The organism is Trujillonella endophytica, from assembly GCF_900110555.1.
Taxonomy (GTDB): domain Bacteria; phylum Actinomycetota; class Actinomycetes; order Mycobacteriales; family Geodermatophilaceae; genus Trujillonella; species Trujillonella endophytica.
The window spans coordinates 204,064-223,528 of sequence record NZ_FOEE01000004.1 but is presented as its reverse complement, the minus strand read 5'-3'; the positions used below and the strand labels follow the sequence as shown (position 1 = coordinate 223,528).

19 protein-coding genes are annotated in these 19,465 nt (G+C 75.8%); 7 read left to right on the top strand and 12 right to left on the bottom strand.

Annotation, left to right across the window (positions count from 1 at the left end):
* Positions 1-258 precede the first annotated feature (258 nt).
* Together BMY88_RS08465 and BMY88_RS08460 are read left to right on the top strand one after the other, a co-directional pair.
* Positions 259-561, top strand: a complete 303-nt coding sequence (locus BMY88_RS08465; protein WP_244524539.1) for a hypothetical protein — start codon at positions 259-261, stop codon at positions 559-561.
* Positions 558-1,322 (top strand): hypothetical protein, encoded by a 765-nt coding sequence (locus BMY88_RS08460; RefSeq protein ID WP_091942097.1) that lies wholly within the window; start codon positions 558-560, stop codon positions 1,320-1,322. Before BMY88_RS08465 ends, BMY88_RS08460 begins: the two co-directional genes overlap by 4 nt.
* Before the next feature lie 107 nt (positions 1,323-1,429).
* Here the strand turns inward: BMY88_RS08460 and BMY88_RS24635 are convergent, their stop codons facing one another.
* The 4 genes from BMY88_RS24635 to BMY88_RS08440 form a co-directional block, all read right to left on the bottom strand.
* Positions 1,430-3,343 (bottom strand): NlpC/P60 family protein, encoded by a 1,914-nt coding sequence (locus BMY88_RS24635; protein WP_091942095.1) that lies wholly within the window; start codon positions 3,341-3,343, stop codon positions 1,430-1,432.
* 212 nt (positions 3,344-3,555) lie between these two features.
* Positions 3,556-3,831 (bottom strand): hypothetical protein, encoded by a 276-nt coding sequence (locus BMY88_RS08450; protein ID WP_091942093.1) that lies wholly within the window; start codon positions 3,829-3,831, stop codon positions 3,556-3,558.
* 11 nt (positions 3,832-3,842) lie between these two features.
* Complete coding sequence (locus tag BMY88_RS08445) at positions 3,843-5,159, bottom strand: citrate synthase (RefSeq protein WP_091942091.1); 1,317 nt, start codon at positions 5,157-5,159, stop codon at positions 3,843-3,845.
* A gap of 103 nt (positions 5,160-5,262) precedes the next feature.
* A complete protein-coding gene (locus BMY88_RS08440; protein ID WP_091942089.1) occupies positions 5,263-6,693 on the bottom strand; it encodes a class II fumarate hydratase in 1,431 nt (476 codons plus the stop codon).
* A 309-nt stretch (positions 6,694-7,002) separates the two neighbouring features.
* On the opposite strand from BMY88_RS08440, the gene BMY88_RS24355 reads away from it, so the two are divergent.
* Complete coding sequence (locus tag BMY88_RS24355) at positions 7,003-8,145, top strand: hypothetical protein (protein WP_244524538.1); 1,143 nt, start codon at positions 7,003-7,005, stop codon at positions 8,143-8,145.
* Positions 8,146-8,216: 71 nt separating this feature from the next.
* Positions 8,217-8,825: a DUF1707 SHOCT-like domain-containing protein gene (locus BMY88_RS24350; RefSeq protein WP_091942087.1), complete on the top strand. Its 609-nt coding sequence runs from the start codon at positions 8,217-8,219 to the stop codon at positions 8,823-8,825.
* 178 nt (positions 8,826-9,003) lie between these two features.
* Here BMY88_RS24350 and glpX read toward each other — a convergent pair whose 3' ends face one another.
* Positions 9,004-10,065 carry a class II fructose-bisphosphatase gene (gene glpX / locus BMY88_RS08425; RefSeq protein WP_091942085.1) on the bottom strand — a complete coding sequence of 354 codons (1,062 nt, stop codon included), beginning with the start codon at positions 10,063-10,065 and terminating at the stop codon, positions 9,004-9,006.
* A gap of 119 nt (positions 10,066-10,184) precedes the next feature.
* Between glpX and BMY88_RS08420 the strand changes: the two genes are divergently transcribed.
* Both BMY88_RS08420 and BMY88_RS08415 read left to right on the top strand, forming a co-directional pair.
* Positions 10,185-10,790 (top strand): DUF4245 domain-containing protein, encoded by a 606-nt coding sequence (locus BMY88_RS08420; RefSeq protein ID WP_091942083.1) that lies wholly within the window; start codon positions 10,185-10,187, stop codon positions 10,788-10,790.
* A gap of 131 nt (positions 10,791-10,921) precedes the next feature.
* Positions 10,922-11,200 carry a hypothetical protein gene (locus BMY88_RS08415; RefSeq protein WP_091942082.1) on the top strand — a complete coding sequence of 93 codons (279 nt, stop codon included), beginning with the start codon at positions 10,922-10,924 and terminating at the stop codon, positions 11,198-11,200.
* Here BMY88_RS08415 and BMY88_RS08410 read toward each other — a convergent pair whose 3' ends face one another.
* From BMY88_RS08410 to BMY88_RS08400, 3 genes are all read right to left on the bottom strand, one after another.
* The gene (locus BMY88_RS08410) at positions 11,201-11,440 is read right to left on the bottom strand and encodes an exodeoxyribonuclease VII small subunit (RefSeq protein WP_091942080.1); all 240 of its coding nucleotides are present in this window, start codon (positions 11,438-11,440) and stop codon (positions 11,201-11,203) included.
* The gene (gene xseA / locus BMY88_RS08405) at positions 11,437-12,657 is read right to left on the bottom strand and encodes an exodeoxyribonuclease VII large subunit (RefSeq protein WP_091942078.1); all 1,221 of its coding nucleotides are present in this window, start codon (positions 12,655-12,657) and stop codon (positions 11,437-11,439) included. Before xseA ends, BMY88_RS08410 begins: the two co-directional genes overlap by 4 nt.
* An 87-nt stretch (positions 12,658-12,744) precedes the next feature.
* Positions 12,745-13,821: a lipid droplet-associated protein gene (locus tag BMY88_RS08400; protein WP_091942076.1), complete on the bottom strand. Its 1,077-nt coding sequence runs from the start codon at positions 13,819-13,821 to the stop codon at positions 12,745-12,747.
* A gap of 164 nt (positions 13,822-13,985) precedes the next feature.
* On the opposite strand from BMY88_RS08400, the gene BMY88_RS08395 reads away from it, so the two are divergent.
* On the top strand, positions 13,986-14,945 hold the full coding sequence (locus tag BMY88_RS08395) for a 4-hydroxy-3-methylbut-2-enyl diphosphate reductase (protein WP_091942074.1): 960 nt from the start codon (positions 13,986-13,988) through the stop codon (positions 14,943-14,945).
* 86 nt (positions 14,946-15,031) lie between these two features.
* On the opposite strand, the gene BMY88_RS08390 is transcribed toward BMY88_RS08395, so the two are convergent.
* The 4 genes from BMY88_RS08390 to BMY88_RS08375 form a co-directional block, all read right to left on the bottom strand.
* Complete coding sequence (locus BMY88_RS08390; protein ID WP_139220438.1) at positions 15,032-15,856, bottom strand: DUF6542 domain-containing protein; 825 nt, start codon at positions 15,854-15,856, stop codon at positions 15,032-15,034.
* Positions 15,857-16,085: 229 nt separating this feature from the next.
* A complete protein-coding gene (locus tag BMY88_RS08385; protein ID WP_091942070.1) occupies positions 16,086-17,171 on the bottom strand; it encodes a DNA recombination protein RmuC in 1,086 nt (361 codons plus the stop codon).
* A 114-nt stretch (positions 17,172-17,285) separates the two neighbouring features.
* The gene (locus BMY88_RS08380) at positions 17,286-17,834 is read right to left on the bottom strand and encodes a methylated-DNA--[protein]-cysteine S-methyltransferase (RefSeq protein ID WP_091942068.1); all 549 of its coding nucleotides are present in this window, start codon (positions 17,832-17,834) and stop codon (positions 17,286-17,288) included.
* A complete protein-coding gene (locus BMY88_RS08375) occupies positions 17,831-19,318 on the bottom strand; it encodes an AlkA N-terminal domain-containing protein (RefSeq protein ID WP_091942367.1) in 1,488 nt (495 codons plus the stop codon). Before BMY88_RS08375 ends, BMY88_RS08380 begins: the two co-directional genes overlap by 4 nt.
* Between the last annotated feature and the right edge of the window lie 147 nt (positions 19,319-19,465).

Below are 19,465 nucleotides of genomic sequence, written 5' to 3'. Positions count from 1 at the left end.
GGGGCCGGCGCCGTCCCCGCCCGTTCCCGGGCAATTTCGCGCTTCTGCCCCGGGGCAATTCCGCTCTTCTGCCCGGGGGACGGCGGGGCGGGGCGGGATCGCCGCGTTCGGAGGCGCCCGTCAGGGTCCGACCCCGCCCCGGACTGCCGATATCTCCACCGTGACCGCCTGCCCCCTCCGCCGCAGGGCGCCGGGGACGTCTCCGGGGAGTTCGACCTGAGCGCCCTCGCCGCCGGTGACCCGACGCCGGGGGTGCTCGTGCCGTACTGGCTGGCAGCCCCGGCCCGCGCCGCCCTCGCCGCCGCCGTCCGGGTCGGGCTGGCCGCCGACGAGGTGCACCCCGTCGCGGCGATCCACCTGGCCGACGTCCTCACCGAACTGCACGTGGCGATGGCCCGCGACGCCGTCTGGCCCGATCCCGCCGCCCGCGTGCGCCGGGTCGCCGGATGGGACGACGACGTGCTGCCCGTGCGCCTCTCGGCGATCGAACTGGACAGCGTGCTGGCCCTGCCGGAGCTGCCCGAGGCGCTGCGGTCGGTGCTGGCCGGGGTTCCCCGGTGACCGATCCGCGCTTCGGCCGGTCGGCCGGGAGCCTGCTGCACCGGCTCCGCCCTGTTCCCGTCGACCCCGCGGACCTGCGGGACGTCGCGCTCGAGGTGCTGCCCGACCTCGCCACCCCGCGGCTGCGGGTGGTGCTCGCCGACGACCGCGTGGACGGCCCCGTGGTGGTCGTGCGGGAGGACGAGCGGACGCTCCGGACCCCGCTGCGGGATCTGGCCGAGGACATGACCGCGGCGGGGGTCCGCCCGACGCCCGGCGCGCTCGCGGCCGCCCTCTGCTCGTGGGTGGCCCACCGGCCCGTGCCGGACGCCTCGGCCGCGGCCGACGGCGTCGCCGTCCTGGACTGGGCCGACGGGCGGCGGGTCGCGCTGGGCTGGCGCGTCGTCGTCCGCCGGGACGACGTCGCGCTGCCCTGGACGCCGGCGCCGTCGACCGACCCTGCGGCCGCGGCCCGGCTCCGTGCGGCGGCGACGGCGCGGTCGGCGGCGGTGGAGACCGAGCTGCGGGTCGAGGGCCCGGTGGCGCTGTGGTCGCACCCGGCCGTTCCGCTGCTCGCCTCGGCGCCGTTCGCCGCGCCCGAGCGGGTGCTCGACCGGGTGGCCGGTGCCGGCCTGGCGATGCCGGACATGCAGGTGGTGCTCACGCCCGGTCGCCCCGTGGCGGGCGCGGTGGCCGGCGTCGCGGCGCGGCTGGCCGAGTCGACGGGGGAGCCCTGCCTCCGGCTGCCACTGCGCGCGCTGCCCACCCTGCCCTGGCTCTGAAGCCCCCGAGGTCCCGGTGCAATCTCGCGCTTCTGCCCGGTGCAACTTCGCGCTTCTGCCCGGGGCAACTTCGCGCTTCTGCCCGGGGCAGAAGCGCGAAGTTGCACCTAGGAGTCGAGCAGGTGGCCGAACTCCCAGTGCCACGGCTCCGGCTTCTCGCCGGCCGGACCTGCCCAGTCGGGCTGCACGAATCCAAAGCGGCCGGCGTTGGCCGACATCCACCGCCACTCGGCGCTGCCGCTGCGGTTGATGCCGCCGCAGAGGTCCACCGCCAGGGCCCAGCCGTGGTTGGACGTGCCCGGGACGGCGGCCAGCCGCGGCTTGGCCCGGAACGCGGAGACCTGCGCGCCGAAGGACCGGTAGGAGTCGGTGATGCACAGCGGACGGTCGAAGGCCTCGGCGAAGGCGTCGGCCAGCGCGGCGTAGCCGGCGGCGGCGTCGCAGCGCAGGGCGTGGAACTCGCCGATCGCGCACAGCGCCGCGGCGGGGATCCGGCCGTTGCCGAACCCGCCCCACGCGGGGCTCACCGGACCGACGGGTGACGGCGGCGCGCCGCAGGCCCCGTTGCCGGAGACCGCGGCGGGAAGCGCCGGGTTCGCCGCGGCCGGAGCCGGCAGGGTCACCCGGATCGCACCGCTCGCGCCGGCCATCACCCGGACGCCGACCGACCAGCCGGCGGCCGAGGAACCGAGCACCTGGCCCTCGCCGACGTAGATGCCCACGTCGGCGCCGCCGTCGGCGAACACGAGGTCCCCGACCTGCAACTGCGAGACCGGGACCGGCGCGCCGGTGGCCCACTGGTCGGTCGCCGCGGCAGGCAGGCCGTAGCCCGCCTGCATCCAGGCGGCGGTGGTGAGGCCGCCGCAGTCGTAGGCGTCGGGGCCCGTGCCGCCCGCCAGGTAGGGGCGGCCGAGCTGGGCGAAGGCGATGCTGACGGCGGCGACGGTCTCCGCGGGCAGAACGGTGACCGGCCGGTTGCCGACGACGGCCAGCGCCACACCGGGGACGGGCGTGCCGGTGCCGTCGAGCGCGGGGGAGAACCCGGGCGGCAGCGCGGCGGGGTCGGCCAGCTCCGCGGCGGTCGGCGGCTGGATGCCGGCCAGCGCGAGGGCGCCGAGCTGGTCCTGCCAGCGCCGCAGCGCCTGCTGGTTGCGCTCCTGCTGCTCCGCCGCGGCCGGGACGGCGCCGAGTGCGGCCAGCTGGGCGGTCGTCGCCGGCGCGAGCCCCGAGACCTGCCTGCGGACCTCGGCCAGCAGGGTCCGGGACTCGGCCAGCGCACTGTCGACGGCGAGGCGCGCGGCGCGGGTGGCCGTGGCGGCCGCGGTGACGGCCTGCTGCGCGCGGGCGGCCCGGACGACGTCCACGGAGTTCTGTTCCTGGGTGTGTTCGGCGATCCCCTGCAGCCACAGCACGTCGGCGGCCGCCCCGGGATCGTCGGCGTCCAGCCCGACGAGGGGCATGCGCTGCCCGGGCGTCCGGCGGTAGAGGTCGGCGGCGAGCTCGCCCACGGCGGCCTGCGCGGTCGCGGTGGCAGCGCGCGCCTGCGCCTCGGCGGCTTCGGCGCGGGCCAGCGCGTCGCGGCGTCCGGCGAGGTCCTGCTGCAGCTGCCGGTAGCGGGCGGCGGCGTCGGCGAGGCCCTGACGGGTGGCCACGGCCACGCCGGTGGGGTCCGACGCCGCGGCGGTCGCCGGGGCGGGCGGGGTGGGGGAGAGGGTGCCGGCGAGGACCGGGAGGACGACGCCCAGGGCGACGACGAGCGCCCGGCGCTTCCACCGCTGCGCGTCCGAGCCCGAGACGAGGCGCTGCCAGGCGGACGGGCGGGAGGGCCGGCGCTTCGCCGACCGCGCGGCCGGGCGCCGGGCCGACGACGAGCGGGTGCCCGAGGGCGTGCGGCGGGTGGTGGTGGACCGGCTGCCGGAGGGCTTCCGCGGACCGGGAGCGGGGCGGGCGGAGGCCTGCTGCCCGGCGGCGGCGCGGGCGGCGAGCAGGGCCCGGATGGCCGCGGCTTCCTGCGCGGTCATCGGGGTGCGCGTCGTGGTGGGACGGGCCACGGCGCCCCGGGCCCCGGCGGACCGGGCCGGAGTTCGGGGACCCCGGGAGGCGGGCGTGCGTGGTGCAGGCACTGCGCGTCCCCCGGCGGTCTCGTCCTACGTGGCCGGCGCGCTGCTGTGCAGCGGCCTCGCCGTCGTATCGACGGGACGGGCGGGTGCCCGGAGGGGCGGGGGAGTGCGGCTCACCCCTCCGGGTGAGGGTGGTTTCCGGCCGGTGTCGCCCGATCGGTGGACCTGTCGGGGGACGTCGTCCACCGCGGCTGGGCCGGCGCCCACCAGGCGCCGTGCTGTTCGACGAGGACGACGCGGTGCTCGGCGCCGTCCTCCGTGCGGACGACGAGCGCGACCTCGGTGATCCGCCGCGCCGCGTCGGCGGCGCCCTCGCCGCCGGGGAGGACCTGCCCCGTCGCCAGCGGCAGCGGCGGCAGGACGATGACCTCCCCGGGCGGCTCGGACACGTGCGGACCCGTCAGCGGTCGCCGAGCTCGACGAACGCGCGCTCGGTGGGGCCGGTGTAGAGCTGGCGGGGACGTCCGATCTTGGTGCTGGGGTCGCCGATCATCTCGCGCCACTGCGCGATCCACCCGGGCAGCCGACCCAGGGCGAAGAGGACGGTGAACATCCGGGTCGGGAAGCCCATCGCCCGGTAGATCAGCCCGGTGTAGAAGTCGACGTTCGGATAGAGCTTGCGCTGCACGAAGTAGTCGTCGGAGAGGGCGATCTCCTCGAGCTGGCGGGCCAGGTCCAGCAGCTGGCTGTTGCCGCCCAGCTTGTCCAGCACGCTGTCGGCGGTCTGCTTCACGATGGCGGCGCGGGGGTCGTAGTTCTTGTAGACCCGGTGGCCGAAGCCCATCAGCTTGACGCCGGGCTCCTTGTTCTTGACCCGCTCGACGAAGCGCTTGATGTCGCCGCCGTCGGCCTGGATGTCCTCGAGCATCTCCAGCACCGACTGGTTGGCGCCGCCGTGCAGCGGGCCGAACAGCGCGTTGATGCCGGCGGAGACCGAGGCGAAGAGGTTGGCGTGCGAGGAGCCGACCAGCCGGACCGTCGAGGTCGAGCAGTTCTGCTCGTGGTCGGCATGCAGGACGAACAGCATGTCCAGCGCCTTGGCCAGCTCCGGGTCGACCTCGTAGGGCTCGGCCGGGAAGCCGAAGGTCATCCGGAGGAAGTTCTCGACCAGGCCCAGGGAGTTGTCCGGGTACAGGAACGGCTGCCCGACCGACTTCTTGTAGGCGTAGGCCGCGATCGTCGGCAGCTTCGCCAGCAGGCGCAGGGTGGAGATCTCCACCTGCTCCTCGTCGAAGGGGTCCAGCGAGTCCTGGTAGAAGGTCGACAGCGCGCTGACCGCCGACGAGAGCACCGGCATCGGGTGCGCGTCGAGCGGGAACCCCTTGAAGAACTGCTTGAGGTCCTCGTGCAGCAGCGTGTGCCGCCGGATGCTCTGGTCGAAGGTCGCCAGCTGGTCGGCCGTGGGCAGCTCGCCGTTGATCAGCAGGTAGCTGACCTCCAGGAAGCTGGCCTTCCCGGCGAGCTGGTCGATCGGGTAGCCGCGGTAACGCAGGATGCCGGCGTCGCCGTCGATATAGGTGATGGCCGACGTGCAGGCCGCCGTGTTGACGAAGCCGATGTCGAGGGCGACGCGGCCGGTCGTGGCCAGCAGCTTGCTCGTGTCGAAGCCGTCGGCACCCTCGGTGGAGGGGACGACGGGCAGGGGCAGTTCTCCACCGGGGTAGCGCAGGGCGACGTCGGGGCTTGCTACGTCACCGGCGCTCGTTGTCTCGCTCATCGAGGGGGACGCTACTCATCCGGCAGCGTCCTGCCACCGGGTGGCACCGCCTCGGCAGGGATCGGGGCCGTGGAGACGGCCCCCGATCCCCGCCGGGGACGGGTCAGGGGTGGGTCATCGAGAGGACGTCGAGGGCCTCGTCGAGCTGGGTCTCGGTGAGCTTTCCCTGCTCGACGTAGCCGCGCTCCAGGACGACCTGCCGGATCGTCTTCTGCTCCTTGAGCGACTGCTTGGCCACGATCGCCGCCTCCTCGTAGCCGATGTACTTGTTCAGCGGCGTGACGATCGAGGGGGAGGACTCGGCGTACTCGCGGCAGCGGTCGACGTTGGCGGTGATCCCGTCCACGCAGCGGTCGGCGAGCACCCGGCTGACGTTGGCCAGCAGCCGGATCGACTCGAGCACGTTGCGGGCCATGAGCGGCAGCGTCACGTTGAGCTCGAAGACGCCCGTCGTCCCGGCGAAGGTGACCGCCGCGTCGTTGCCGATGACCTGGGCGGCGACCTGGATAGTCGCCTCCGGGATCACCGGGTTCACCTTGCCGGGCATGATCGAGCTGCCCGGCTGGAGGTCGGGCAGGTTGATCTCGGCCAGGCCGGTGCGCGGTCCCGAGCCCATCCAGCGCAGGTCGTTGGCGATCTTGACGAGGCCGACTGCGATCGTCTTGAGCTGGCCCGAGGCCTCGACCAGGCCGTCGCGCGAGCTCTGCGCCTCGAAGTGGTCCCGGGCCTCGGTCAGCGGCAGGTCGAGCTCGCCGGCCAGCTTCTCGATGATCTTCGCGGCGAACCCGGGCGGGGTGTTGATGCCGGTACCGACGGCGGTGCCGCCCAGCGGCAGCTCGCCGATGCGGGGGAGGGAGGCCCGCAGCCGCTCGATGCCGTAGCGGACGGCGGCGGCGTACCCACCGAACTCCTGGCCGAGGGTGACCGGCGTGGCGTCCATGAGGTGGGTGCGGCCGCTCTTGACCACGCCGACGTACTCGTCGGCCTTGCGCGACAGCGACAGCTCGAGGTGCTGCAGTGCCGGGATCAGGTCGCGGACGATCGCGCTGGTGGCCGCCACGTGGATGGCCGAGGGGAACACGTCGTTGGACGACTGCGACGCGTTGACGTGGTCGTTGGGGTGCACCGGCCGGCCGAGGGACTCGGTGGCGAGGGTCGCGATGACCTCGTTGGTGTTCATGTTGCTCGACGTGCCGGAACCGGTCTGGAACACGTCGATCGGGAAGTGCTCGTCGAACTCGCCCTGGGCCACGCGCGTGGCGGCCTCGCGGACGGCGCCGGCGATCTCGGCGTCGAGCACGCCGAGGTCGGCGTTCACGCTCGCAGCCGCGCCCTTGATGGCCGCCAGCGCGCCGATGAGGGCACGCTCGATCGGCGTGCCCGAGATGGGGAAGTTCTCGACGGCGCGCTGGGTCTGCGCCCGCCACTTGGCCCAGGCCGGGACGCGCACCTCCCCCATCGAGTCGTGCTCGACGCGGTACTCCGCGTCGGCGGTCCGGGGACCGCCCTGGGGGGCCTGATCGGCTGGGGGCATGGCTGCGCTCCCGTGAGGTGAGTGGGATGGGTGCTCCGGGAGGGACCCTAGATGCCGCACGCTGCCCCCTCCGGAGGAGGCGGTGCTCGCGCCGCGGCCCGTACGGGCTCCCGCGGCCGTACGGTGCCCCGACGAGGGGTTCCCCGGCGCGTTCCCAGCAGTCCGCAAGTCCTCCGCAACCGCGGACGCCGAGGGTGCCTCCGCGGCCCGACGTGACCCGACCGTGCTGGTCGGGCCCCAGCGGGCCACATAGCATCCCCTGGCCACGTTCCGCCGTGAGCCGTTCCGCCGTCCCGAGGAGTCCGCACCATGTCTCAGCCGCCGTATCCGCCTCAGGGTGGCTCCGACCCCTCGGGTCAGCAGCCTGCCGACCAGGGCTGGGGCCAGCAGCCGGGCCAGGGCGGCCCCGCGGACGAGCCCACCCAGCAGATCGGCCAGCCCGCTCCGCCCACGCAGCAGTTCCAGCCGGGTCAGTACGGCCAGCCGGGCGACCAGCGCGACCAGACCGCGCAGTTCGGCCAGCCGGAATACGGCCAGCCCCAGTACGGGCAGCAGCCGCAGCCGGAGTACGGGCAGCCGCAGTACGGCCAGCCCCAGTACGGGCAGCCGCAGTACGGCCAGCCGGAGTACGGCCAGCCCCAGTACGGGCAGCCGCAGTACGGTGGCCCCGGCGGTCCGGGTGGGCCCCCGCCCGGCTACGGCCCCGGCGGCCCGGGGGGTTCCTCGGGCGGCGGCAGCGGAAAGCTCATCGCGATCATCGTCGCGGTCGTGGTCGTCCTGGCCGGTGTCGGCGTGGGTCTGTTCTTCCTGCTGAAGGACGACGACAAGGACAACACGTCGTCGCCGTCCACCACCTCGGCCTCGACGTCGACCAGCGAGAGTTCGTCGTCGAGCTCGTCGTCCAGCTCCTCGTCGTCCCGGCCGTCCACCTCCAGCGGTGGCTCGGGTTCCGACGACCTCCCCGAGGGCGAGCCGCCCACGGGCCTCGGCCCGGACGAGGAGGGGGACTGGCAGGACCAGGCCGACGCCTGCTACGAGGGCGACATGGGGGCCTGCGACGACCTGTGGCTCGACACCCCGGTCGACTCGACGTGGGAGGAGTACGGCGGCACCTGCGGCGGCCGGATCGAGTACGAGTCCGGCACCTGCGAGTCGCGCCTGGGCTCGGGCACCGGTTCGGGCGGCAGCACGGGTGGCGGTTCCGGCGGTGGCTCGGGCGGTGGCTCGACCAACCTGCCCGCGGCCGGCCCGGCGCCGACGGGCGCGCCCCCGGAGATCCAGGAGTTCGCCGACCTGTGCGAGGAGGGCGAGATGTTCGCCTGCGACGTGATGCGCGGCTTCGAGGGCGCGTCGGGTCTCGACGCGTACTACCAGTACGGCCTCACCTGCGGGGGCCGGAATGCGGCCACCGCGCCGGACGACTACTGCCTGGGGCGCTACCCCAGCAGCTGAGCACCAACGCAGTCGACGGCCCCGTCGCCCGGTCTCCGGGCGGCGGGGCCGTCGCCGTCTACGGTCGGGGGGTGACCGACGACGACGCCGATCGCCCCCCGGCGGTCCGGGCCTCCGACGCCGACCGCGAGGCCGTGGTCGCGCGGCTGCAGACCGCGCTCGCCGAGGGCCGCATCGACGTCGACGAGTTCGGCGAGCGTGCCGCCGCGGCGCACGGGGCCGTGACCACCGCCGAGCTCGCCGGGCTGGTGGCGGACCTCCCGGGAGGGACGGCGGCACCGGCACCGGCGGCCGCGGCGGTCGTCGGTGCGCGTGCTCCGGAGCGGATGACGTCGCTGTTCGGCGACGTCGTCCTGCAGGGGACGACGGGGCTGCCGCAGGCCGTGGCCACCGTGTTCGGCGACATCCGGCTCGACCTCCGCGGGCTGCGCACGAGCGCGGACCGGGTGGAGCTGCGGCTGGGCGCCGTCTTCGGCGACGTGGACGTCGTCGTCGACGAGGGCGTGGAGGCCGAGCTGAGCGGCTGGACCGTCTTCGGCGACAAGCGCACCCAGCTCGCGCCGGTGCCGCGCGCCGCCGGCACGCCGCTGGTGGTGGTCAGCGCTCGCACGGTCTTCGGGGACCTGCGGCTGCGCAGCCTGGCGCCCGGCGAGCCGGCGAAGCGGAAGTGGTGGGGCTGAGACGCGACCGGTTCGCAGCCGGCGCCGGGTCCACCGGGGTCCGGACCCGGCTCGGCAGCGACCCTGCCGGCGACCTCGGGACGTTGCCGGGGCGATCGCGCCCGCAACGTCAGGAGACCGCCGGCAGAGTGGCCGGGACGGGAAGCCCGCGCAGCGGGCTGGTGGGGCTGGGCGCCGGTCAGTCCGCGAGGTCGCTGCGGTCGAAGGGCACGGCCGAGTAGGCGCGCAGCTTCTCCAGCGAGTGCAGGCTGTCGATCAGCCGGATCGTGCCCGAGCGCGACCGCATGACCAGCGACTGGGTGGTGCACCCGCCCGCCCGGTACTGGACGCCGCGCAGGAGTTCGCCGTCGGTGACGCCGGTGGCGACGAAGAAGACGTCGCCGGTGACCAGGTCGTCGATGGAGAGCACCCGGTCGAGATCGTGCCCGGCGTCGATCGCCTTCTGCCGCTCGGCGTCGTCCTGGGGCCACAGCCGCCCCTGCAGCGCCCCGCCCATGCACTTGAGGGCGCAGGCCGCGATGATCCCCTCGGGCGTGCCGCCGATGCCCACGAGCATGTCCACGCCGGTGCCCTCGCGCGCCGCGGCGATCGCGCCGGCCACGTCGCCGTCGCTGATGAACTTGATCCGGGCGCCGGCCTCGCGGACCTCCTGCACCAGCTGCTGGTGCCGCGGTCGGTCGAGGATGCAGACCGTCACGTCGGCGACCGAGGAGTGCTTGGCCTTGGCGACCCGGCGGATGTTCTCCGCGACGGGTGCGGTGATGTCGACGACGTCGGCGGCGGACGGGCCGACCGCGATCTTCTCCATGTAGAAGACCGCCGACGGGTCGTACATCGCGCCGCGGTCGGCCACGGCCATGACCGAGATGGCGTTGGGCATGCCCTTGGCCATGAGGGTGGTGCCGTCGACCGGGTCGACCGCCACGTCGGTCTCGGGGCCGTAGCCGTCGCCGACCGACTCGCCGTTGTAGAGCATGGGCGCCTCGTCCTTCTCGCCCTCGCCGATGACGACGACCCCGCGCATGCTCACCGTGCCGATGAGCGCGCGCATGGCGTCGACGGCGGCGCCGTCCCCGCCGTTCTTGTCCCCGCGGCCGACCCAGCGACCGGCTGCCATGGCCCCGGCCTCGGTCACGCGGACCAGCTCCAGGGCCAGGTTGCGGTCCGGCGCCGGGCGGTCGGCGAGGAAGGTGCTCGCGCGCCTGGTGGTCGGCTGGCCATCGGGGAGCGGCAGGGACACGGGACCTCCAACGTAGGAACCCCTTCCGGAGCCCCTCGCGGTCTCGGAGGGGGCCACGGACGCGCGGTCGACGGGACGACGGCGGCGAAGCGGGGAAGCTGTGCTGCGATCCTAGGGGTATGACCACAGCGGGCCCGCCGGACCAGCAGCAGCAGTCGGCCTCGGAAGAACTGCCGCCGCCGGCCTCCGCGGTGGAGCGCGCCAACCGCATGAGCGCGGGGAACATGCTGCGCTCGCTGGCGCCGCTCGTGGTCATCTGCCTGGTGATCGTGGCGTGGCTGGCCTTCCTGCGCGACGAGCCGGACACCCCCGTGGCGGCGATGGACCCCGCGCCCAGCATCGGTCGCGCGGCCGAGTACGCGACGTACCCGCTCGAGGCGCCGGTCGGCCTGCCGGAGGGTTACCGGGCGACCGACACCGACGTCCGGGGTGCCCCGGGTGACCCGGTGACCCTGCGGGTCGACTACGTGACCCCGTCCGAGGAGTACGTGGGCTACGTGACCAGCGACGACCCGGACGCCCCCGAGGTGGACGACGTCCTCGCCGGGTCCGAGGTCCGCGGCACGGTGCAGATCGGCGGGCGCGAGTGGACCCGGTCGAGCACGGAGCGCGGCGAGACGGCGCTGTCGCGCGTGGCCGGCGACGTCACCGTGCTGGTGACCGGGTCGGGCAGCGCGGCGGAGCTGGAGACCGTCGCGGCCGCGGTGCGCGCGGTAGCCGACTGAACGGTGTGTGTCACGTCACGACTTGGTGACGCTGCGGTGCGCCGCGCCGTGTGACGCGTGGGGTGGGCGGGACTCTCGTCGCCCGGCCCCGCGCGACGTGCGGGGTTCCCGTGCTCGGTGAGGAGTCCGGCATGAACGGAATCGGCGTGTGCCGCGGTGGCGACCACCGCGCGCCCTCCACCGGCGGGTCGTGCCCCTGCGGCATGGTCACGCGCATTCCCGCCCGCAGGCCCGCGCCCGAGCCGATCGGCGCCGACGTCCTGGCGCTGCTCGAGCGCTGCCTGCGCGACGGCCCCGGCGTGCTGGACCCCGCGGCGTCGGAGCTGTTGCGCGAGCGCGCCGCCCAGCTGCTCGCGGCGCTGGACGTGGCGATTCCGTCCCCGGTCGCGAGCGAGGGCGCGGCCGCCTGACTACCGCTGGTCGTCGTTGGCGGGAGCCGCGGCGGCCAGCCGCTCGCGCGCCCGGTCCAGCCAGTGCTGGCACAGCTCGGCGAGGTGCTCGCCGCGCTCCCAGAGGGCGAGCGACTCCTCGAGCGTGAGCCCGCCGGCCTCCAGCCGCCGCACGACGTCGGCCAGTTCCTCGCGGGCCTGCTCGTAGGTGGTCGTCGGCGCGTCGTCTCCGGCCGGGGTGCTCTCCGCTGGCGTGGTCACGGTCGTCCATCCTCCCTGGCGACCCGCACGGGCAGCCGCCCCCCGGCCACCCGCACGGTGAGCCGCTCGTCGTCGCCGACCTCCGCCGGGTCGCGCACCAGCGCGCCGTCGGCCCGCTGCACCACCGCGTAGCCGCGCTCCAGCGTCGCCGCCGGGGAGAGGGCGGCCACGCGGGCGCGGGCGTGCTCGAGGTCGCGCTCGGCGCCCTCCACACGGTGGGTGAGCGTGCGCAGGGCGCGGGCGCGCAGCGCGGCGACGTCGTCCGCCCGGCCGTGCAGCATCCGCTCCGGAGCGGCGAGGACCGGCCGGCTGCGCACCCCCTCCAGCCAGCGCTCCTGCTGCTCCAGGCGGCCGGACAGCACGTGCCGGGCGCGGGCCCGCAGGGTCGCGACCAGCCGGCTCTGCTCGCCGATCTCGGGCACCACCCGGTGCGCGGCGTCGGTCGGGGTCGCGGCGCGGACGTCGGCGACGTGGTCGACCAGCGTCGTGTCGGTCTCGTGTCCGACGGCGGTGACGACCGGGGTGCGGCACGCGGCGATCGCGCGCACCAGACCCTCGTCGGAGAACGGCAGCAGGTCCTCCACCGAGCCGCCGCCGCGGGCGATGACGATGACCTCGACGGCGCTGTCGCGGTCGAGCCGCTGGAGCGCCTCGATCACCGAGCCGGCGGCCGACGGCCCCTGCACGAGGGTGTGCTGGACGGCGAAGCGGACCGCGGGCCACCGCCGCCGCGCGGTGACGAGCACGTCCCGCTCCGCCGCGCTGTCCTTGCCGGTCACCAGGCCGACGACCGCCGGGGCGAACGGCAGCGGGCGCTTGCGGGCGGCGTCGAAGAGCCCCTCGGCGGTGAGGAGCCGGCGGATCCGCTCGATGCGGGCGAGCAGTTCGCCGAGGCCGACGGCGCGGATCTCGGTGGCGCGCAGGGAGAACGAGCCGCGGGCGATGTAGTAGTCGGGTCGCGCCCGGACGATCACCCGGGCGCCCTCGGCCAGCTCGAGCCCGGGCCGGTCGGCGACGTCGCGGGCGCACGTCACCGGCACCGACAGGTCGGCCGCCGGGTCGCGCAGGGTGAGGAACACCGTGCCCGCACCCCGGCGGGACAGCTGGGCGACCTGCCCCTCGACCCAGACCTCGCCGAGCCGGCCGATCCACTCGGCGACCTTGCGGGCCACCGTGCGGACCGGCCACGGCGCCTCGGGTGACGACGGGCTGGTCATGCGCGCCCGCGGTCAGCCGTCATGACCCGAGCGTGCCATGCGGGTCCGACGGCCCGTGCCCGGATCGGCAGGCCGTCGGGCGCCGGGCTACATGCCGCGCGGGGCGAGCGGGCTCGCGTCGACGGCCTGGCGCTCCAGCTTCTCCAGGCGGTTGCGCAGCATCCGCACGAAGGGCTCGCGGGCGCGGGTGGACTCCTCGTAGGCCAGCAGGTCGGTGACCGTCGACAGCTGGTAGCCGCGCAGTCGCCCGCGGAGCTGGGCGACCGTCCAGCCGTCGTAGCCGCTGATGGGGGCGGAACCGGCGGCCTGGGAGCCGGGGAGGTCGCCACCGCCCTGGGGCTCGTCGGTGGGCGCCGCGCCGCCGTCGTCGGTGGAACCGGGCTCGGGTACGGCCTCGGCATCGGGCGCGGCGTCGGGCGCGGGGGTGTCGGCGGCGGCGGCCGGCTCGAGGTCGGCGGGGGTCTCGGGCGCGGCGATCGCCTCGTCGGTGATGGTCGCCGCAACGGTCTCGACGTCGCCGTCGGGACCGAGCACGTCGACCTCGGTGACCTCGACGTCGGCGGTCGGGAGCTCGGTGTCGGCCGGTGCCTCGGCGGTCTCCCCGGCGCCGTCGTTCTCCAGCAGCGCCGACTCGAGGGCGTCCTCGGCGGTCAGCACGGCCGCGGCGTCGGCGAGGGCCGCGGCCTCGTCGAGCGCGGCGACCTGGTCGGTGATGTCCTGCAGCGTCTCCGCGACCTCCGCCGGGTCGGGCACGGCGGCCAGCCCGGACACCTCGTCGTCGACGAGGACCGGTGGCGCGACGGCGTCGGTCTCGTCGAGCGCCGCGGCGGTGTCCTCGACGGCCAGGTCGTCGTGGTCGGGCACGTCGACGGCCGCGCGGTCGAAGGCCGAGGCGCGCGCGGAGGGCGCCGGCGCGTCGTCGACGTCGTCGTCGAAGGTGGCCAGGCCGGGCTCGTTCTCGCCGCGCAGCCCGGTCAGGGCCTCGTCGCCGCGGGCGACCAGCCCCGCCCACTGCTGCTGGACCTTGAGCGCGGTCTGCATCGCCAGGCCCACGACGCGCACCGGCAGCCCCGGAAGCGTCTCGGGGAGCTTGCGGGCCTCGTCGAGGACGGTGGCGGCGAGTCCGACGTAGGCGCGGATGGGCTCGGGGATCTGACGGGACATGTCTCCAGCGTGCCGCAGGGGCGCACGTCCGGCAGCGTGACCGCCCCCGAAGTACCCGGTCGAGGCATGAGTTCCGTCACCTTGGCCCCGGCCCCACCTGCGGGGTCCCGCCGCGGGGTCGCGAGCGACGGGGGGCAGGTGGGTCCTGTCACTACCATCGGGTCATGGCTGATCAGCGCGGACGCGTCCTGCTCGCCGACCCGCGGGGCTACTGCGCCGGGGTCGACCGCGCGGTGGTGGCCGTGGAGCGGGCTCTGGAGATCCACGGCGCACCGGTCTACGTCCGGAAGCAGATCGTGCACAACAAGCACGTCGTCGCCACGCTGGAGCGGCGAGGCGCGGTCTTCGTCGAGGAGACCGAGGAGGTGCCCGAGGGCTCCGTCGTCGTCTTCAGCGCGCACGGCGTCTCCCCGGCCGTGCACGAGGAGGCCGCGCAGCGCTCCCTGCGCACCATCGACGCGACGTGCCCGCTGGTGACCAAGGTGCACTCGGAGGCCAAGCGGTTCGCCAAGGACGACTTCGACATCCTGCTCATCGGCCACCGCGGTCACGAGGAGGTCGAGGGCACCTCCGGCGAGGCCCCGGCACACATCCAGCTGGTGGACGGCGCGGACGACGTCGCCAGCGTGCAGGTCCGCGATCCGGAGAAGGTGGTCTGGCTGTCGCAGACGACGCTCTCGGTCGACGAGACGCTGGCGACCGTGGACCGGCTCCGCGAGCGTTTCCCCACGCTGCAGGCCCCGCCCAGCGACGACATCTGCTACGCCACGCAGAACCGCCAGCAGGCGGTCAAGCAGATGGCGCCGGGCTGCGACCTGGTGATCGTCGTCGGCTCGACGAACTCGTCGAACTCGGTCCGGCTGGTCGAGGTGGCGCTGGAGGCCGGCGCCCGCGACTCGCACCTGGTCGACTACGCCGCCGAGATCGACCCGGCGTGGCTCGAGGGCGTCGGCACGGTCGGCGTCACCAGCGGTGCCTCGGTGCCCGAGGTGCTCGTCGACGAGGTGCTGGACTGGCTGGCCGAGCGCGGCTTCGGCGACGTGGAGACGGTCAAGGCGGCGGAGGAGAGGCTCGTCTTCGCCCTGCCCCACGAGCTGCGGGTGCGGCGCGCGACCGAGGACTGACGACGGGACCCCCGCCACGGGGGCGCACGAGCGAAGGGCCCCTCACCGGATCTCCGGTGAGGGGCCCTTCGGCGTTCGGGGGCGGGCTACCTGCGGGCGGCCCAGCGGACCAGGGCGAGGACCAGCGCGGTGCCGGTGGCCGCGGCCATCACCGTGAAGCCCTGCCCGAGGGCGAGCTCGGTGCCGACCTTCGCGACGACCTGCTTGAGACCGTCGCCCGGGGCGCGGTCGAGGAACTCGAGGACGGTCACGGCCAGCAGGTACACCAGCGGCGGGGCGACCACCATCGTGGTGATGTCGCGGCGGCGGACCAGCAGGGTGGCCAGCGCGGTGCTGCCCACGAGGCCGACGAGCGTGATCAGTCCCAGCTCGGAACCGCCGGTCGTGTCGACGAACCCGGCGGCGAGCGTGACGACCAGGACGGCGAGGACGGCGAACACGCCACGCAGGCGACTGCCGGTCTCGGGGACCGCGGGCTCGGCGTGCTGGCGGGGGGACCGCGGCTGCTTCCCGGCGGGCAGGCCGGCCTCGTCGTGGTCGGGGCGGCCGCCGCGGCGTCCGGCGTCCGCCGCCGACAGGCTGGCCGACGAGCGGGGATAGCCGGGGGTGGCGCGGCCGTAGTCGCCGGGATCGTGCGGCGGCGCGGGGGGGACGGCCGGCCGCTGGACGGGGCGGCCCTGGCCGACCGGGCGCGGCGGCGGGGAAGGGGGGCGGCCGGCGGCCGCGGGGCGCTGCCCGGGGGTGCCGGAGCGGCCGTGCGAGGGCAGCGGGGGGAGCGGGGGGAGGGGCGGCAGCGGCGGGCGGGCCGGGCGCGCGCCCGGCGTCGGGCGGCCGGCGTGGGGCGTGCCGGAGCCGCCGGCGGATCGATCGGAGCGCGCTCCGGTCTCCCGCCAGGTGTCGGCAGTGCTCACCGAGGCCATGGCGCACCTCCCGTCCCGTTCGCGGGGAGCCCGGGGAGGGGCTCCCTGTCGAGGGAAACGGTAGCGAGCCGCGCCGCGGTTCGGTGGCAGGCGAGGCCTGACGCGCGCGGGCAACATCTGCCCAACCGGGTCGGCGGCAGGCACCACTCCCCGTGTCGGCGGGGAGCGGTGGGGCGCGTGGTGCCGGGAGTGCCGGGGGAGGTGCCGCGCGCCTGCGCCCTCAGCCGCCGGTGCCGTCGCGGCTGGTCAGCGAGCCGGGTGCGTCGCCTTCCCCCTGCGGTACGGGCGGCCGCAGCGCGCGCACCGTGGCCTCGACGGGCGGCGGGGTGGGCACCTCGCTCTCGGCGATGCCGAGCTCGTCGAAGCGGCGGGCGGCGGTGAGCACCGACCGCTCGTAGGAGCCGACCGTGTCGTTGTAGCGGGCCGTCGCGGTGCCCAGCGCGGAGCCGAGCCGGGTCAGGTGGCCCGACAGGGTGGTCAGCCGGGCGTGCAGCCGGCGGCCCACCTCGAGCACCTGGTCGGCGTCGCGGGCCAGCCGCTCCTGCCGCCAGGAGTAGGCGACGGTGCGCAGCAGGGCGAGCAGCGTGCTGGGGGTGGCCAGCACGATGTCGCGGGCGAAGCCGTACTCCAGCAGCCCGGGCTCGGCCTCGAGCGCGGTCGTGAGGAAGCCGTCGGAGGGGACGAACAGCACGGTGAACGGCGCGGCGGGCCGGAAGGCGGTCGGGTAGCGGCGGGCGGCCAGGGCGTCGACGTGCGCGCGGAGCTGGCGGGCGTGGTCGGCGATGCGCTCGGCACGCACCGCCTGGTCGGTGGCCTGGACGGCGTCGATGTAGCCGGTGAACGGCACCTTGGCGTCGACCACCACCTGGCGCCCGTCGGCGAGGGTCACGACGAGGTCGGGACGGACCCCGGCGCCGGCGTCGTTCGTGCCCGAGGGCTGTTCGACGAAGTCGCAGTGTTCGAGCAGGCCGGCCACCTCGACCACCCGGCGCAGCTGCACCTCGCCCCAGCGCCCGCGCACGTGCGGCGTGCGCAGGGCGGTGACCAGCGCGGCGGTCTCGTGGCGCAGCTGCGCCGACGTCTGCCCGACGGTGCCCATCTGCTCGCGCAGCTCCCCGTGCGCCGTGGCGCGGTCGCGCTCGATCCCGGCCAGCAGCCGGTGCAGGTGATCCAGGGACTCGTGCACCGGCTCGAGCCCGGTGTCGGCCGGCCGGCGGCGGGCGAGCAGGGCGACGGCCGCGAGGGTGACCGCGGTGGCCAGCAGCGCACCCAGCAGCAGACCGAGCAGGAGGGAGGCGGCGTCCACGTCCGGCAGGGTGCATCACCCCACCGACAGAACCGCGGCGCGGCGCCGAGGCATAGGAAGCTTTCCGCACGTTCCGCGGCCGGCAACGTGGGGATTGCTTCCTATGCCCGGGTCTCAGACAGGGACCGCGGCGTGCTCCGCCTCGTGGTCGAGCAGCCAGCGCTTCACGTCGGTGCCCCACCGGAAGCCGCCCAGCCCGCCGTCGGACCCGAGCACCCGGTGGCACGGCACGAACAGGGCGGCGGCGTTGCGGGCGCAGGCGTTGGCCGCGGCGCGGACGGCGGCGGGCCGGCCGCAGCGCGCGGCGAAGGCGGCATAGGTGTCGGGCCGGCCGGCGGGCACGGTCCGCAGCACCTCCCACGCCTCGGTCAGGAACGGCCCCGACCGCTGGCGCACCGCCACCTCGTCGATCGCGCCCACCTCGCCGGAGTGGAAGGCCTCGACGACGTCGAGCACGGGCAGCCACGGGACCGCTGCCACCGACTCCGGCCGCAGCGAGGGGTGGACGACGGGCAGCAGGTCGCCGAGGTCGCCGGTCCAGCCGCCGGCCAGGACGACGTCGCCGTCCGGCCCGTCGGTGACGACGACGGTGAACGGTCCGGGCGGCGTGGCCACGGTGGCGGTGCGGGCCGGGGCCGCGGCGGGCGGTCGGGTGGGGGTCATGAGGCGCTCCGTTCGGCGGGGGCGGGCAGGGGTCGGCGGAAGAGGGCGGGCACGGCCAGCGCCCAGAGGTGCAGCACCGCGTAGGAGCGCCAGGGGCGCCAGCGGGTGGCGGCGTCGGCGTCGGAGCTGCCGAGCGCGGCCAGGGAGCGGCGCAGCGCGAGGTCTCCGGGCAGCCACACGTCGGGGTCGGCGAGGCCGCGCAGCCCGACCAGGGCCGCCGTCCACGGGCCGATCCCGGGGACGGCGAGCAGCGAGCGCATCACCTCGTCGCGGTCGGCGCCCGGGTCGAGGACGACGTCGCCGGAGGCCAGTGCCCCGGTGAGCGCGGTGACGGTGGCGCGGCGGGCGCCGGTCAGCCCCACCGCGGTGAGGTCGGCCGCCGCGAGGGCCTCGGGCCGGGGAAAGGCGTGGGTCAGCGTGCCGACCGGTTCGGGCAGGGGCGTCCCTGCCAGGGGCAGCAGCCGGGCGGTGAGCGTGCGGGCGCCGGCCACCGACACCTGCTGCCCGAGCACCGCGCGCACGGCGCACTCGGCCGCGTCGGGGGAGGTCGGCACCCGGCGTCCGGGCGCCGCGGCCACGAGTGCGGACAGGGCGGGGTCGGCGCCGAGCACGTCGTCGACGGCGGCCGGGTCGGCGTCGAGGTCCAGCAGGCGCCGGCAGCGGGCCACGGCGGCGCCGAGGTCGCGCAGCCGACCCAGCCGCAGCCGCGCGGTGACGGCGGAGTCCCCGGCGGGGGACAGGTGCACCACGGCCGGCCCGTGCGGCAGGTCGAGCACGCGGGAGAACGTCGTCCCGTCCCACTCCTCCAGGCCGGGCACGGCGTGCGCGCCGAGGAACAGCAGCACCTCCGTGGCGTCGAACGGCGGGCGGGCGGCCAGCCGCACGGTGAGCTCGCCGGGCGTGCCGGCCTCCGCGCTGGGACGGCGGCGGCGCAGGTCCGACGGCGTGGAGGCGAAGACCGCCCGGACGGTGTCGTTGAACTGCCGGACGCTGGCGAACCCCGCGGCGAATGCGACGTCGGCGACCGGCAGGGCCGTCGTCTCCAGCAGTACCCGGGCGGTCTGCGCCCGCTGCGCGCGGGCGAGGGCGAGCGCGCCGACCCCCAGCTCGCCGACCAGGTGGCGGTGCAGCTGCCGCTCGGAGTAGCCGAGGCGCGCGGCCAGCCCGGGGACGCCCGCCCGCTCGACCTCGCCGTCGGCGATCAGCCGCATCGCCCGGGCGACGACGTCGGCGCGGACGTCCCACTCCGGCGAGCCCGGCACCGCGTCGGGCCGGCAGCGGCGGCAGGCGCGGTAGCCGGCGGCCTGCGCGGCGGCGGCCGTGGTGAAGAAGGAGACGTTGGCCGCCAGCGGCGTGCGGGCCGGGCAGGAGGGGCGGCAGTAGATGCCCGTCGTCGCGACCGCGGTGAAGAACCAGCCGTCGAAGCGGGCGTCGCGGCCTGCCACCGCGCGGTAGCAGCGCTCGTGGTCGAGGGAGGCCGTCATGACATCGAGCATGGCAGGCCCGCGGCCGGTCCACTGGCGGAAATCGGACGCCGCCGTGGTGGGCAGAAGTGCGAAATTGCCCCGGGGCTGAAGTGCGTAGTTGCCCCGGGGCGGAAGCGCGGAATTGCCCCGGGGCGGAAGCGCGGA

Excerpts from the sequence above, each read along its gene's own strand:
- BMY88_RS24635 (WP_091942095.1), bottom strand. The coding sequence starts at position 3,343 with ATGACCGCGCAGGAAGCCGCGGCCATCCGGGCCCTGCTCGCCGCCCGC.
- BMY88_RS08445 (WP_091942091.1), bottom strand. The coding sequence starts at position 5,159 with ATGAGCGAGACAACGAGCGCCGGTGACGTAGCAAGCCCCGACGTCGCC.
- BMY88_RS08440 (WP_091942089.1), bottom strand. The coding sequence starts at position 6,693 with ATGCCCCCAGCCGATCAGGCCCCCCAGGGCGGTCCCCGGACCGCCGAC.
- BMY88_RS24355 (WP_244524538.1), top strand. The coding sequence starts at position 7,003 with ATGTCTCAGCCGCCGTATCCGCCTCAGGGTGGCTCCGACCCCTCGGGT.
- BMY88_RS08420 (WP_091942083.1), top strand. The coding sequence starts at position 10,185 with ATGACCACAGCGGGCCCGCCGGACCAGCAGCAGCAGTCGGCCTCGGAA.
- BMY88_RS08415 (WP_091942082.1), top strand. The coding sequence starts at position 10,922 with ATGAACGGAATCGGCGTGTGCCGCGGTGGCGACCACCGCGCGCCCTCC.
- xseA (WP_091942078.1), bottom strand. The coding sequence starts at position 12,657 with ATGACCAGCCCGTCGTCACCCGAGGCGCCGTGGCCGGTCCGCACGGTG.
- BMY88_RS08400 (WP_091942076.1), bottom strand. The coding sequence starts at position 13,821 with ATGTCCCGTCAGATCCCCGAGCCCATCCGCGCCTACGTCGGACTCGCC.
- BMY88_RS08395 (WP_091942074.1), top strand. The coding sequence starts at position 13,986 with ATGGCTGATCAGCGCGGACGCGTCCTGCTCGCCGACCCGCGGGGCTAC.
- BMY88_RS08380 (WP_091942068.1), bottom strand. The coding sequence starts at position 17,834 with ATGACCCCCACCCGACCGCCCGCCGCGGCCCCGGCCCGCACCGCCACC.
- BMY88_RS08375 (WP_091942367.1), bottom strand. The coding sequence starts at position 19,318 with ATGACGGCCTCCCTCGACCACGAGCGCTGCTACCGCGCGGTGGCAGGC.